The organism is Flavobacterium sp. CG_9.1 (genome assembly GCF_015751645.1).
In the GTDB taxonomy this organism is placed as follows: domain Bacteria; phylum Bacteroidota; class Bacteroidia; order Flavobacteriales; family Flavobacteriaceae; genus Flavobacterium; species Flavobacterium xanthum.
In genome coordinates this window covers 24,625-38,427 of the sequence record NZ_JADOVC010000035.1, presented here as the reverse complement: position 1 = coordinate 38,427, position 13,803 = coordinate 24,625, and the positions used below count along the sequence as shown (strand labels likewise).

The 13,803-nt window shown below is 32.4% G+C and carries 13 protein-coding genes; 7 read left to right on the top strand and 6 right to left on the bottom strand.

Translation table 11 applies throughout. The annotated features are described in order from the left end of the window. Nucleotides 1-608 precede the first annotated feature (608 nt). Genes IWX83_RS15050 through rnr form a run of 3 tightly spaced genes read right to left on the bottom strand, consistent with a single transcriptional unit; the run spans nucleotide 609 to nucleotide 4,191 of the window. Nucleotides 609-1,286: a LysE family translocator gene (locus IWX83_RS15050; RefSeq protein WP_073353780.1), complete on the bottom strand. Its 678-nt coding sequence runs from the start codon at nucleotides 1,284-1,286 to the stop codon at nucleotides 609-611. A 44-nt stretch (nucleotides 1,287-1,330) separates the two neighbouring features. Next, the gene (locus tag IWX83_RS15045; RefSeq protein ID WP_073353782.1) at nucleotides 1,331-1,996 is read right to left on the bottom strand and encodes a head GIN domain-containing protein; all 666 of its coding nucleotides are present in this window, start codon (nucleotides 1,994-1,996) and stop codon (nucleotides 1,331-1,333) included. A 5-nt stretch (nucleotides 1,997-2,001) separates the two neighbouring features. Then, entirely contained in the window at nucleotides 2,002-4,191 is a 2,190-nt protein-coding gene (rnr, locus tag IWX83_RS15040; RefSeq protein WP_073353783.1) for a ribonuclease R, read from the bottom strand. 118 nt (nucleotides 4,192-4,309) lie between these two features. Between rnr and IWX83_RS15035 the strand changes: the two genes are divergently transcribed. The 3 genes from IWX83_RS15035 (at nucleotide 4,310) to IWX83_RS15025 (ending at nucleotide 7,064) form a co-directional block, all read left to right on the top strand. Further along, on the top strand, nucleotides 4,310-4,543 hold the full coding sequence (locus tag IWX83_RS15035; RefSeq protein ID WP_132065992.1) for a DUF2007 domain-containing protein: 234 nt from the start codon (nucleotides 4,310-4,312) through the stop codon (nucleotides 4,541-4,543). A 741-nt stretch (nucleotides 4,544-5,284) separates the two neighbouring features. Then, nucleotides 5,285-5,713: a ribose 5-phosphate isomerase B gene (gene rpiB / locus IWX83_RS15030; protein ID WP_196830883.1), complete on the top strand. Its 429-nt coding sequence runs from the start codon at nucleotides 5,285-5,287 to the stop codon at nucleotides 5,711-5,713. 208 nt (nucleotides 5,714-5,921) lie between these two features. Beyond that, complete coding sequence (locus IWX83_RS15025) at nucleotides 5,922-7,064, top strand: ATP-binding protein (RefSeq protein ID WP_196830881.1); 1,143 nt, start codon at nucleotides 5,922-5,924, stop codon at nucleotides 7,062-7,064. Here the strand turns inward: IWX83_RS15025 and IWX83_RS15020 are convergent. Both IWX83_RS15020 and IWX83_RS15015 read right to left on the bottom strand, forming a co-directional pair. Beyond that, a complete protein-coding gene (locus IWX83_RS15020; RefSeq protein WP_196830879.1) occupies nucleotides 7,043-7,312 on the bottom strand; it encodes a DUF1294 domain-containing protein in 270 nt (89 codons plus the stop codon). The genes IWX83_RS15025 and IWX83_RS15020 overlap by 22 nt on opposite strands. Before the next feature lie 230 nt (nucleotides 7,313-7,542). After that, nucleotides 7,543-8,127, bottom strand: coding sequence for a hypothetical protein (locus IWX83_RS15015; protein ID WP_073353791.1), 585 nt, complete (start codon nucleotides 8,125-8,127; stop codon nucleotides 7,543-7,545). 203 nt (nucleotides 8,128-8,330) lie between these two features. Between IWX83_RS15015 and IWX83_RS15010 the strand changes: the two genes are divergently transcribed. Continuing rightward, nucleotides 8,331-10,454, top strand: a complete 2,124-nt coding sequence (locus tag IWX83_RS15010; protein ID WP_196830877.1) for a Tex family protein — start codon at nucleotides 8,331-8,333, stop codon at nucleotides 10,452-10,454. A gap of 41 nt (nucleotides 10,455-10,495) precedes the next feature. Here IWX83_RS15010 and tatA read toward each other — a convergent pair whose 3' ends face one another. Then, complete coding sequence (gene tatA / locus IWX83_RS15005; RefSeq protein WP_066075957.1) at nucleotides 10,496-10,669, bottom strand: twin-arginine translocase TatA/TatE family subunit; 174 nt, start codon at nucleotides 10,667-10,669, stop codon at nucleotides 10,496-10,498. A gap of 213 nt (nucleotides 10,670-10,882) precedes the next feature. Here tatA and IWX83_RS15000 point away from each other — a divergent pair, with 213 nt between their 5' ends. From IWX83_RS15000 to IWX83_RS14990, 3 genes are read left to right on the top strand one after another with little or no spacing between them, the layout of a single operon-like run. Next, nucleotides 10,883-11,395 carry a peptidase gene (locus IWX83_RS15000; protein ID WP_196830875.1) on the top strand — a complete coding sequence of 171 codons (513 nt, stop codon included), beginning with the start codon at nucleotides 10,883-10,885 and terminating at the stop codon, nucleotides 11,393-11,395. Between the two features lie 34 nt (nucleotides 11,396-11,429). Then, nucleotides 11,430-12,929 (top strand): GH3 auxin-responsive promoter family protein, encoded by a 1,500-nt coding sequence (locus tag IWX83_RS14995; RefSeq protein ID WP_196830873.1) that lies wholly within the window; start codon nucleotides 11,430-11,432, stop codon nucleotides 12,927-12,929. Further along, nucleotides 12,926-13,792, top strand: coding sequence for a carboxypeptidase-like regulatory domain-containing protein (locus IWX83_RS14990; RefSeq protein ID WP_196830871.1), 867 nt, complete (start codon nucleotides 12,926-12,928; stop codon nucleotides 13,790-13,792). The genes IWX83_RS14995 and IWX83_RS14990 overlap by 4 nt, the downstream gene beginning before the upstream one ends. Nucleotides 13,793-13,803 lie beyond the last annotated feature (11 nt).

Sequence of the window (13,803 nt, the reverse complement as noted above, 5' to 3'; positions counted from 1 at the left end):
AACTCTGATAAACACTTAATAATGATGAAAAAATTAACAGCGTAATTAAAAATCGAAATTTAGAATAATACTCTTGTTTTATAGGGGTCAAAACAGAACCCGGACGATACCTCTAAAAGAGATACAGAAATGTGTATCTTATTTTATATCTAATTTTTAATAAAAATGAAGTAAAGTTATAGTTCGAATCCAAACGATGCCTCTAAAAGAGATACAGCAATGTGTCTCTTTTTTTATGTCAAATTTTTAGGAAAAATTAAGTAAATATAGCGTTCGAATCAAGACGATGCCATAACAACAGATACAGAAATGTGTCTCTTTTTTTTAGGACTAATTTTTAGAAAAAATTAAGTAAGTTATAGTTCAAATCTGGATAATTTTCTAAAACGTACAAAGTAATTTGGCGGTTTTTTAAAGTCTAATTTTAGAAGGAATAAAAGAAGTTTACATTTTTAACCATTTGTAATTAAGAAAAATTAAGTCTACATCTTAATAAAACTTAATTTATTAGTGATTTAAAAAAACTTAAATGACTTATATGTTTAAATAAAAAGCCCTGAATATAAATAAATTACATTCAAGGCTTTTACTATTTTTTAAAATTATTATTACTTATCTATTTTTTCAAATGCTTTTTTAACCATTTCTTTTTCTTCTGGGAACCAACCTTGCGTAATCAAAACGATACCAAAAACCATCATTATAATACTGATTCCTTTTTTAATTTTTAGAATATTTACAGGTGTAAGCTTTGTTTTTAACTGTTTTGCCAAAAGTATTTTAACACAATCAACAACTAAATAAGAGATAATTACCGAGGTGAAAAAAGTGACCATTCTGGAGGTTTGCATTTCGAGTTTTGGTCCTACAGAAATGATAATTGCCAACCAAAAACCAAGAACACCAATATTAATGATATTCAATAGAAATCCTTTGATGAAAAGGCTTATATAGTTTTTTTTGACAATTTCCTTGTCGATAATATCCGTATTGATTTTCTGTTCTTTTTTTAACTGTATGAAGGAAATTATACCATAAGCCAACATTAATACTCCACCAAATATAAAAAGAGCCGGTTGATCTTTTAAACTTTGAATCAAGCGGTAACTTCCTAAATACGCAATTCCAATAAAAACAATATCCCCTAAAATAACTCCTAAATCAAATACCAAAGCCGCTCTAAATCCTTTTATAATACTTGTTTCTAGTAAAATAAAAAAAACAGGACCAATCATAAAACTCAAGAAAATTCCCCAAGGAATACCAGCTAAAATGTCGTTTATCATTAAAAATTTAAATTTATTACGCTAAAATCTAAACCAAAGTACTACTATTTTTCTAAAATTGTACCTCCAATGAAAACTTCCTTGTTAATCTGTTTGGGTTTACCGTAGATAAATATAGAGCCACCAGCACGAACTTTTGCATCAACTAATGTTGAGGCATTAATTTCAGATTTTCCTCCTGCAGCAACGCTTATTGTAGTTTGTAAAGTCTCTAAATCCTTAGCGTTTAAAATTCCTCCAGAAGTTATTACAACATCTTGATTTTTCGCTTTTCCTGATAAAGTAATTATTCCACCAGCATTCGCCTTTACATTTACTTTGTCAACATCTATATCTAAATTAATTTCTCCTCCTGATTTTGCATTTAAATCTAAGCTTGTTTGTTTGAAATCTTCTTCACTGGAAACATAGCTTCCCTCGCTCACAGCAATACTTTCGAGGTTTTTAAAATATAATTTAACCATAATATCTTCACCGGATAATAATTGTGGAAAAGGCATTCTAATCTTTAATTCTCCATTTTTATTAACCGTTTCTACTTCATCAGCGCGTGCTCCAGTTACGACAATCTTATTTTCAGATGCAGGAATTAATTTGACATTGATTTTATCAAATACTTTAACTTCATCAAAATCCCCTAAGTTTCTAGTTACTTGTGCTTGTGTTATTTGACTTAAAAATACAAAAGCAATAATCACTAATTTTTTCATTTTATCTATTTTAATGGTTCTTCAATTCTTCTTAAAAAATTAAAATCCAATTGTTTTTTAACTAAATCAGCATTTTTTACTTTAACATAAATTTCATCTCCTAATTGTAATAATTTACCAGAAGTTGCGCCGGTTAGTGCATATTGTTTTTCGTCAAAAGTGTAGTAATCGTCTTTTATATCTCGAATTCTACACATTCCTTCACATTTATTTTCGATGATTTCTACATAGATCCCCCATTCGGTTACACCCGAAATTACTCCTAAAAATTCCTGATCCTGATGATCTTGCATGTATTTTACCTGCATGTATTTGATAGAATCACGTTCCGCATTAGTCGCTAAACCTTCCATTGTGGAGGAATGTAAGCACTTGGTTTCATAGGTTTCTTCATCAGCAGATTTTCCGCCATCGAGATAATGCTGCAATAATCGGTGCACCATTACATCTGGGTAACGACGAATTGGTGATGTAAAATGAGAATAATATTCAAAAGCCAAGCCGTAATGTCCAATGTTATCTGTAGAATATTTGGCTTTACTCATACTTCTAATCGCTAAAGTATCAATAAGATTTTGTTCTTTTTTACCATTTACATCTTCCATTAATTTATTCAAAGCTTGTGAAATAGAACCTTGTTTGAAATCAATTTTATGTCCAAACTTGGCAATTACTGCTTGCATCGCAAAAAGTTTATCCTCATTTGGCTCATCGTGAATTCTATAAATAAAAGTTTTCTTTTGTTTTCCAATGAATTCTGCTACTTTTTTATTGGCCAAAAGCATGAATTCTTCAATCAGATGATTGGCATCTTTGGAAACTTTAAAATAAACGCCTTGAGGTTCTCCAGCTTCATCTAAATTAAATTTTACTTCTACTTTATCAAAAGAAATGGCACCATCAGCCATTCTTCTTTTTCTAAGAATTTTAGCTAATTCATCCATTTTTAGCGTCGCAGCAACAATTGCTTCTGAAACTTGATACGAACTTCCTGTAATCGAAATTTCTTCCGGAATCACATCGTCTTTGGTTTCTATGATGTATTGTGCTTCTTCGTAAGCAAAACGTTGATCGGAATAAATTACCGTTCTTCCAAACCATTGATTCACCACTTCAGAAGTTTCTGTGATTTCAAATATAGCCGAAAACGTATATTTTTCTTCATTTGGACGTAACGAACACGCAAAATTGGACAACACTTCCGGTAACATGGGCACTACTCTATCCACTAAATAAACGGATGTTGCTCTTTGATATGCTTCATCATCCAGAATTGTTCCTTCTTGTAAATAATAAGAAACATCGGCAATGTGAATACCAATTTCGTAATTACCATTTTCTAATTTTTTGAATGAAAGTGCATCATCAAAATCCTTTGCATCTTTTGGATCAATGGTAAAAGTCAACGTATCTCGCATATCACGACGTTTGGCAATTTCACTTTCTTCTATCGAAGTATCAATTTTTTGTGCAAACGTTTCGACTTCAATAGGAAATTCTGACGGCAAACCGTATTCAGCAAGAATCGCATGAATCTCCGTGTCGTGTTCTCCTGGTTTCCCTAACACTTTAATTACGGAACCAAAAGGGCTATCCGCTCTGGCTGGCCAATCTTCGATATGAACTAAAACTACATCGCCTTGCTCCGCCTCGCCTATTTTATCCTTTGGAATAAAAATATCAGTGTACATTTTTGGATTTGCAGTAGAAACAAAAGCAAAATTAGCTTGGATGTCAATTACACCAACAAAATCTGTTTTATTTCTTTCTAATACCTCAATAACTTCACCTTCAGGTTTTTTACCACTTCTTTTGTTATAAACATACACTTTGACAATATCTTTGTCTAAAGCATGATTTAAATTATTGGTAGGAATAAAAACATCATCTTCTAAATCAGCACATACAAAATAGGCTGTTTTACGCCCAGTCATGTCAATTTTACCTTCGTAATAGTCCTTGCTGATTGCTTTTATTAAATATTTTCCAGGTTCTGATTCTATAATTTTGTTTTGCGAAGCCAGAATCTTCAAATCTTTAATAATTTGGTTTCTGCTCTCAGTATCATCGAGCTCCAACTTTGCTCCTATTTGTTTATAATTGAATGCTTTATTAGCACTTTGCGATAATATTTTTACTATTTTTTCAGAGAAGTCTTTCCCTTTTTTTACCGGCTTTCTTAATCTTTTACTCATAAATCTGTTCTTAAAAGTCTAAAATTACAAAATACTAAACTGTTATCCATAAAGAGTGCACAGTTTTAAAGAAAATATAACTTTACATAATAGTTGTATCTTTATAAAAAGTATTAAAATGGAAGAATTTCAAACTATTGCAATTTTCAATTATTCCCATGAAATTGTAGTAATAAAGCATTTGCTAGAGCAGGAAGAGATTAACTTTTTTTTTGAAAATGAAACGTTGGTATCCATCGATCCTTTTGGCAGTTTCGCATACGGTGGAATCAAACTCAAAATTCACTTCAACGATTTTGAAAAAGTTCAAGAACTGTTAGATAATTTGAATAGCAATTTGAAAATTGTTTGAAACTGAAATCAATCTAAAATCATTTTTTTGACTTTAATTTTTTTGAAAGTTGTCAACATATATTAATATAAACAAAAAGAAAAATTAAATTTAAATTATTTTTTGGTTGTTATTATAGCTTGTTAATAGTGGCAATAAATTTATTTTAAAACGCATTGAAATCAAGTTTAAAGATGTTATTGGGAGTTATTAACATACTTATCTTAGGATAAAGTATTCGTTTTAAAGGGTTTTTATATTTTAATTAACAATGGTTGATAACAGAAAGACTATTGGTTTTGTAAATAACTCACACTACTCCTTTTTGTTGATAACCTACTTTTTAATATTGATAACTATTCTAAAATTTTATCAAACTAAATTAGGTTTTAAAAAACAGGTTTTGGATTACTTATTTTTATTTAAGTACCCAAAAAAACTTCTAAAATTCTATCCGAACTTATCAACATTTAATGTTAACTTAAAGTTAACTGAATATCAAGCAATTAGGTTTCGCTATTAACAATGTAAATTTTTAACATTTAAAGTAGATAATTTATATTGATTTACAGCTATTTATACAGATAATCCAATTGTTGATAACTGCTAATTGTATCACGGACTGTTAGTTACAGTTTTGGTAATTTACATTGTTTATGATACCCAAATAAAATTGAAAAATCTATCAAAGAAGCGAAATTTAAATTCCTCATACTAGATTACTTTATTTAAATTTGCAGCACACAACTTAAAACATATCATATGAAAATCTCCATAGGAAACGATCACGCAGGACCGGATTACAAAAAAGCAATCGTTGAAATGCTTGAAGCAAAAGGACATGAAGTAACGAATTATGGAACTGATTCAGTGGAAAGCGTAGATTATCCTGATTTTGGTCGTCCTGTAGCCACAGATGTTGCTGAAGGAAAAGCTGATTTTGGAATTGTTATTTGCGGAAGCGGAAACGGAATTTCAATGACAGCAAATAAGCAATCTAAAGTTCGTGCGGCTTTATGCTGGATGAAGGAAATTGCGGTTTTAGCTCGTCAGCACAATGATGCCAATATTATTAGTATTCCTGCTCGTTTCACTTCAATTCCTCAAGCAGTAGAAATGGTCGATGCCTTTTTAAACACGGATTTTGAAGGTGGAAGACACCAAACAAGAGTAGACAAGATTAGCTGTTAGTAAAACAAAATATAATAGGACGTTAGAACCTATTGTCTTAGAGAAATCGCCGAATTATTTCAAAACAATTCGGCGATTTTTTATTTCAAATGACTAAATTTATAGTAATTCGGTCAACGCACTGACTGAATTAACGTTAATTCGGTCAGTGCGTTGACCGAATTAACGTTTTTTACTTATATTTGTTCTAGATTTCTAAAACAATAATATGGGAAATTATTTTAACAGAGCGATTGTTCAAGAATTTAATCGAAAATTACTTCCAAATAAAGTCTTGATTTTACTAGGGGCCAGACGTGTGGGAAAAACGGAACTGATAACAAATTATCTTCAAACCATTCCCAGTGAAAGTTACTTGAAACTTAATGGAGAAGATATTAACGACTCGAATTTACTCAAGGAACGTTCCGTGAGCAATTACCAACGATTGTTGATGAATATCGATTTATTAGTAATAGACGAAGCACAAATTATTCCTGATATCGGTTTGATTTTAAAATTGATTGTTGATTCTATTCCTGGTATAAAAATCATTGCGACGGGTTCTTCTATATTTGATTTGAATAATAATTTGGGCGAGCCTTTAGTGGGGCGAAAAAACACTTTATATCTTTTTCCATTGGCACAAATTGAGTTTGCTCCTTATGAAAATTACAAACAAACCAGCGAGAATCTAGAGCAACGATTGCTTTTTGGTGGTTATCCGGAACTAGAGCAATACGTGGATTGGGAAGATAAAAAAGAGTATTTGTATGAAATCATCAATTCGTATTTGTTAAAAGACATTTTGATATTTGATGGCATCAAACATTCTGATAAAATATACGATTTGTTGCGCTTGATAGCGTATCAGGTAGGGAAAGAAGTTTCGTTGTTGGAGCTGGCAACTCAATTACAAATGTCTAAAAATACAGTTGCAAATTATTTAGATTTGCTTTCTAAAGTTTTTATTGTTTTCAAAGTAGAAGGTTTTAGCAGGAATCTTCGAAAGGAAATTGTAAAATCCAGTCGCTGGTATTTTTATGACAATGGCATTCGGAATGGGATTATTAATAATTTTAATCGTTTGGATTCCAGGACTGATATTGGCGATTTATGGGAAAATTATCTTGCTTCAGAAAGAGTTAAAAAACAAAATTATCAAAAGATAAAAGCTAAAAATTATTTTTGGAGAACTTATGATCAGCAAGAACTCGATTGGTTGGAAGAAAAAGGAGAAGAACTAGCTGGATTTGAGTTTAAATGGAGTGAAACTAAAAAAGCAAAAGTTCCTGCTGCTTTCGCAAAAGCATATCCGAATGCTACTTTTGAAGTAATAAACAAGAGTAATTATTTAGATTTTATAACATAGAAATACACTATAATAATTTGCAGTATAGCAATTAAAAAATACTTCCATAAAAAAGACCTTTTTGCCGTTTTATGTCTAAAAAAAAGCATCGCTAATCCGGAACCAATCGTACCGCCTATTGCACTTGTAAGTAATAAACTTCGCTCTGAAACGCGTCTTTTTTGCTGAATAGCCAGTCGTTTGTCTATTCCAATTATTGAAAAAGCTATTAAGTTACTAAGAGGAAAATACCAAAATAGAAAAGACATAAACAGGGGATTTTGAACCAAAGATAACACTTTGGCAGCATAAAAAGCGAACAATAGTAAATGGTCTAATTAGAATACTATCCTTACAATTATAATGGACTGGTTGTGATTCAAATTTTGTAAACGCATAAAAAAATAGTGGTTCAAAACAGAAATTCCAATCTTGAAAACATAATTTTTCGAGATTGGAATTTCATTTTTTGATTAATCGGATTAAAAATTTAGATCTATTATTCATCAAAATTTAAATTAGAAGGTTCGATAATTTTCTCTACTTTTTCAATTTTTTTTCCCGTGGTCGCTACACTGCTGTCTACTATTTCGAAGCTTAAATTGTCAAACCAAATTTGTCCGGTTCCTTTTACTAAAGCGCCGTACGAAATTTTTGACGCACTTGCAGGTACATCCAATACAATTTCATATTTTTTCCAATCATTCGTTCCGGTTATAGGTCGGTTATTCATATTATCAAATGCCAATATTTGTTGAGAATTAGCTTTCTCTACTCTTAACCAAAAACAAGCTTTTCCCGCAATGTCTTTTGTTTTAACGTAACCTGAAAGTCGGATTCTTTTTCCCAAGTATTTTTCAGCTATAAAACTTTGCATCAGAGTTCCAAAACCGGAAACGGTAGGAGTTATGGATTCAATTGTAGCCGCATTTTTCCCGTCATAACCGGCACCTTTTTCAATCCTCATGTCATAACTTTCTGGCTCGCTTCCAGATTTAAACCAGCCAGAAGGCAATTCAAAGGATATTAAAGTTAAAGCCAATCCAATCAGCAAAACTTTTTTAATAGTAGTAGTAGTTTCCATATTTGTGAGGTATTAATTGATTACTTACTTTTTATGGTTAGTAGGTTTTAATATCTGTAAATCAGTGACTTATAAAATTAATAAAAAATTTACATTCTACAACATGAAAATTCAATTTTATTTAATCAACTTTAAAAATTAGATGAAAAACGATGTATTTTTGTATAAATAATAAATTAATATCCGCCTAAATGGTCAGCAACATGACAAACATCAATTTTATTAAACAACAGGTTGCCACACTAGCAATCAACATTCAGAATACCGTACAATTATTACAAGAAGATTGCACGATTCCGTTTATTTCACGCTATAGAAAAGATACGACCGGAAATCTCGATGAAGTCCAAATCGAGCAAATTGCCAAGCTTCAAAAGGAATACGAAATTATAGTAAAACGCAAAGAAGCCATTTTAAAATCGATTCAAGAACAAAACGCGCTTAGCCCAGAATTAGACAAAAAAATACAGCAAAGTTTTGATTTACAAGAATTGGAAGATTTCTATCTGCCATTCAAAAAGAAGAAAAAAACAAAAGCCGATGCTGCCCGCGAAAACGGATTGGAACCATTGGCAAAAATCATCATGGCGCAAAATAATGACGATGTCGATTTTATTTCGACAAAATATTTAAACGAAAATGTCATCAATGAAGAGGCGGCATTACAAGGCGCCAGAGATATTATTGCCGAATGGATTAATGAAAATATTTATGTTCGAAAGCAACTCCGACGCCTTTACGAACGCAAGGCAACAATTACCACTAAAGTTGTAAAAACAAAAAAAGACGACGAAGGCGCACAGAAATTCAATCAATACTTTGATTGGTCAGAACCATTAAGTAAAGCTCCTTCCCATAGATTATTGGCGATGCTTCGTGCGGAAAATGAAGGTTTTATTAAGTTCAAAGTAGCAGTCGATATTGACGAAGCGTATGATATTATTGATACTTTAGTTTTAAAAGGTCAAAACAAAACCACGCCACATGTGCAATTGGCCATAGAAGACAGTTACAAACGATTGCTGAATCCAGCCATTTCAAACGAGTCGCTGCAAGAGGCCAAAGCGAAGGCTGATGCCAATTCGATTCAGGTTTTTGCGAATAATTTAGGGCAATTATTATTAGCTCCGCCTTTGGGTGAAAAACGAATTCTGGCCATTGATCCAGGATTTAGAAGCGGTTGTAAAATTGTTTGTTTGGATGAGAAAGGTGATTTATTATATAACGAAACTATTTATCCGCACGCACCTCAAAAAGAGGAGGCGATGGCAATGAAAAAAATTCGTTCGATGGTGAATTCGTATAAAATTGATGCGATTTCCATTGGAAACGGAACCGCTTCGCGTGAAACCGAATTCTTTATCAAGAAAATAGCTTTCGACAAACCGGTTCAGGTTTTCATCGTTTCTGAAGCTGGAGCATCGGTATATTCCGCATCGAAAATTGCCAGAGACGAATTTCCCAATTATGATGTTACGGTTCGAGGTTCGGTTTCTATCGGAAGACGATTGAGTGATCCATTGGCGGAATTGGTTAAAATTGACCCGAAAGCCATTGGCGTAGGCCAATACCAACACGATGTAGACCAAACTAAACTCAAAGAAGAATTAGACAATACAGTGATTCGGTGTGTGAATTCAGTTGGGATAAACATCAATACTGCAAGCAAGCATTTGTTGAGTTATGTGAGTGGAATAGGAGAGAAGCTGGCTGAAAATATTGTAAATTATCGTTCGGAAAACGGTCCTTTTACAGATCGGAAACAACTTAAAAAAGTACCGCGTTTGGGTGAAAAAGCATACCAGCAAGGCGTTGCTTTTATCCGAATTTCGAATGCCAAAAATCCGTTAGATAATTCAGCGGTTCATCCGGAGGCCTATGGAATTGTAGAGAAAATGGCGAAAGATTTGAAATTGACAGTGCATGATTTGATTGCCAACAAAGAAAAAACAGCTTTGATAAAACCAGAAAATTACATTACACCAGATATAGGTTTATTGGGATTGAAAGACATCATTAAAGAACTAGAAAAACCAGGATTAGATCCAAGAAAATCAGCTAAAGTCTTTGAATTTGACCCGAATGTAAAAACAATAAAAGATGTAAAAACAGGAATGGTTTTACCTGGAATTGTCAATAACATTACCAATTTTGGTTGTTTTGTGGATATTGGAGTCAAAGAAAGCGGTTTGGTTCATATTTCCCAACTGAAAGCAGGTTTTGTCAGCGATGTGAATGAAGTAGTAAAATTACACCAACATGTTACCGTAAAAGTGGTGGAAGTCGATGAGGATAGAAAGAGAATTCAGTTGACGATGGTTATTTAAACCATAAAAAAAGGCTTTTCAAATTATGAAAAGCCTTTTTTTTATTTTGTTTCTTCTTCTTTTTTATCAGCTGGCTGGCCGTCTTTAGCAGCGTTTTTGAATTCTTTGATTCCGCTTCCTAAACCTTTCATCAATTCCGGGATTTTTTTACCACCAAAAAGTAATAAAACAATCGCTAATATAACAAGGATTTCTGTAACACCTAATCTTCCCATGATTGAATAATTTATTGCCGAAGCAAATTAGTAATAAAACTGCAGGCAAAGGTATATAGAATTAGTTAACCGAAAATCATTTTGTAGCATTTATTTGGTTTCATAAGCGTTAAAAATTTGCTAAAAATAAATTTACGTTAAGAACAGTGACGTCAATGCAAGGGAATACAATCAATGACAATAATTGTTATATTTGTTCAATAATCAATTTAGATGTCCAAGAAAAGACAAAAACGCAAAGTAATAAAGGAAAACCTATTCAATAAAAGGCGATTAATAATTTTAAACGAGGATACTTTTGAAGAAACTTTTTCGTTGAAACTTACCTTGATGAATGTTTTTGTGGTAGCTACTTTAGGTGCTATAATTATTACAATTGTCACTACATTTATCATAGCTTTTACCCCGTTACGAGAATTTATACCAGGCTATTCATCGTCAAAATTAAAGAGAGATGCATTGGAACTCGCTTTAAAGTCAGATTCATTGTCCAAAGCGCTGCAGCGCAATGAAGCTTATATTCAATCAATCCAGAAAGTGTTAACCGGTGAACTAGAATATGCAAAATTCAATAAAGATTCTATACTTTCGGCTGCAGATGAAGTGGTACCGCAAGTTAATTTATCAGCTTCAAAGCAAGAAATGGAGTTGCGAAAACAAGTAGCGGTGGAAGATAAAAATGCAGTCTCAAACGCCGCTAAGAGAAGAAGCGAAAACCCGAAATAAAAGTATCTTTTCATTTTTAAAGAATAAAAACAAAATGTCAATAAAATCAATTGCGGCAAAAATATTTGCACAAAAAATATACAAGAAAACACAACTTTGGGCTACTAATCCTATTGTAACTCAAAAAAAGGTGTTAATGGAATTAATAGCAGCTGCAAAAAACACTCAATTTGGTATAGACCATCATTTTGAAACAATAAAAAACGAGAAGGATTTTGCAAAACAAGTTCCTGTACGCGATTATGAAGCGTTGAAACCATATGTAGATCAAGTAGTTAAAGGGCAAGAAAATATTCTTTGGAAAGGCAAGCCCCTTTATTTTGCTAAAACTTCTGGAACTACTTCAGGAGCAAAATACATTCCGCTGACTAAAGAATCCATGCCTTTTCATATTGAAGCGGCTCGAAATGCAATTTTACACTATATTCATGAAACTGGAAATGCTGCTTTTGTGGATGGAAAAATGATTTTCTTGCAAGGAAGTCCACTATTAGAAGAAAAAAACGGAATTAAATTAGGTCGCTTGTCTGGAATTGTAGCCAATTTTGTTCCAAAATACCTTCAAAAAAACCGAATGCCTTCATGGGAAACCAATTGTATTGAGGATTGGGAAACCAAAGTAAATGCAATTGTGGAGGAAACCTTTGATAAAAACATGACGGTGATTTCAGGAATCCCTTCTTGGGTGCAAATGTATTTTGAAAAATTGCATCAAAAAGGAGGGAAGCCAGTGGGTGAAATCTTCAAAAATTTCAATTTGTTTATTTACGGCGGCGTGAATTATGAACCGTATCGCGCCAAATTTGAAAATCTTATTGGACGAAAAGTAGACAGTATTGAGTTGTTTCCGGCTTCGGAAGGGTTTTTTGCGTACCAGGATTCGCAAAAGGAACGCGGCATGTTACTGCTCTTGAACTCCGGAATTTTTTATGAATTTATAAAATCGGATGAATTCTCTAATGAAAAGCCAAAACGTTATACGATTGGCGAAGTAGAATTGGGAGTGAATTATGTTTTGATCATTTCAACCAATGCGGGACTTTGGGGTTATAATATTGGCGATACGGTTCAATTTACCAGTTTAAAACCGTACCGAATAATTGTTTCGGGAAGAATCAAGCATTATATTTCGGCTTTTGGAGAGCATGTCATTGGTAAAGAAGTGGAAAGTGCGTTGCAGGAAGCAATTCTTGGTACAGATATTCGCATCAATGAATTTACCGTGTCGCCACAAATCACTCCCGCAGAAGGATTGCCGTATCATGAATGGTTTATTGAATTTGAGAACGAACCGGAAGACAGCGTATCTTTTGCGGAAGCACTAGACAATGCTATGCGAAAACAGAATATGTATTATGATGATTTGATTGTGGGCAAAGTATTGCAAAAAGTGGTCGTTACGAAGGTTGTTAAAAACGGATTTCAGGATTATATGAAATCTATTGGGAAGCTGGGTGGACAAAATAAAATTCCAAGACTTTCTAATGATCGAAATATAGTGGATCAATTAGAAAATTTACCAATTATAAAATGAGAAAATTAACGCTGCTTTTACTAGTTGTTAGTAGTTCTATTTATTCACAATTTAAAGGAATTGTTCTTGATGAAAGTAATAAACCCATTCCCTATGTTAATATTTGGGTTGAAAATGAAAACATAGGAACGACTTCTAACGAGGATGGAGAATTCTTAATTAATACAACCAATGAAAAGATTTTGGTTTTTTCAGCAGTAGGTTTTGAAACCAAGAAAATTAAAATTTCAAATAATGACAAGGTGGTTTTGCAGACCGCCATTTATAATCTTAAAGAAATTGTAATAACTAAAAGCAAAGAATCAATAGAAAGAGAAATTGGAAATTTTAAAAAATCTACTGGAAGCCATCTTTCAGGTTCTGTGCCCTGGATTTATGCTAAACGATTTGAATTTGATGGGGTGTATAAAAAAACTCCTTTTTTAAAAAATGCAATCGTGTTTACAAAGAGCAAAATTAAAAATGCAAAATTCAAATTGAGAATTTTTTCAGTGATGGGAAATGGTTTCCCAGGAGAAGATTTATTGAAAGAAGATATTATAGTTGTTGTAAAATCAGGAAAAACTAAAAATGTAATTGATTTGTCCAAATTCAATATAATTTTCCCGGATAATGGAATTTTTATAGCTTATGAATGGATGATAATCGAAGAAAATAAATATTTATATAAATCTTTTTCCAAAGAATCTTCAAATAAGTATTCTATAACTTACGCTCCCGCTGTCATGGTGCATAAAGTTGAAACGGAAAATACAGTTGCGTATCGAGAAGGGAAATGGATTTCAAGAAAAGGTTCTTCGTTAAAAGAAAATTTGAATAAAGTAGTTATCGAGCCCGCAATTAATCTTACGTTAACAAATTAGAAAATAAAAAA

Excerpts from the sequence above, each read along its gene's own strand:
- IWX83_RS15020 (WP_196830879.1), bottom strand. The coding sequence starts at position 7,312 with ATGTCTTTTCTATTTTGGTATTTTCCTCTTAGTAACTTAATAGCTTTT.
- IWX83_RS14995 (WP_196830873.1), top strand. The coding sequence starts at position 11,430 with ATGTCAATAAAATCAATTGCGGCAAAAATATTTGCACAAAAAATATAC.
- tatA (WP_066075957.1), bottom strand. The coding sequence starts at position 10,669 with ATGGGAAGATTAGGTGTTACAGAAATCCTTGTTATATTAGCGATTGTT.
- IWX83_RS15025 (WP_196830881.1), top strand. The coding sequence starts at position 5,922 with ATGGGAAATTATTTTAACAGAGCGATTGTTCAAGAATTTAATCGAAAA.
- IWX83_RS14990 (WP_196830871.1), top strand. The coding sequence starts at position 12,926 with ATGAGAAAATTAACGCTGCTTTTACTAGTTGTTAGTAGTTCTATTTAT.
- IWX83_RS15050 (WP_073353780.1), bottom strand. The coding sequence starts at position 1,286 with ATGATAAACGACATTTTAGCTGGTATTCCTTGGGGAATTTTCTTGAGT.
- IWX83_RS15000 (WP_196830875.1), top strand. The coding sequence starts at position 10,883 with ATGTCCAAGAAAAGACAAAAACGCAAAGTAATAAAGGAAAACCTATTC.
- IWX83_RS15010 (WP_196830877.1), top strand. The coding sequence starts at position 8,331 with ATGACAAACATCAATTTTATTAAACAACAGGTTGCCACACTAGCAATC.
- rpiB (WP_196830883.1), top strand. The coding sequence starts at position 5,285 with ATGAAAATCTCCATAGGAAACGATCACGCAGGACCGGATTACAAAAAA.
- IWX83_RS15015 (WP_073353791.1), bottom strand. The coding sequence starts at position 8,127 with ATGGAAACTACTACTACTATTAAAAAAGTTTTGCTGATTGGATTGGCT.
- IWX83_RS15035 (WP_132065992.1), top strand. The coding sequence starts at position 4,310 with ATGGAAGAATTTCAAACTATTGCAATTTTCAATTATTCCCATGAAATT.
- IWX83_RS15045 (WP_073353782.1), bottom strand. The coding sequence starts at position 1,996 with ATGAAAAAATTAGTGATTATTGCTTTTGTATTTTTAAGTCAAATAACA.
- rnr (WP_073353783.1), bottom strand. The coding sequence starts at position 4,191 with ATGAGTAAAAGATTAAGAAAGCCGGTAAAAAAAGGGAAAGACTTCTCT.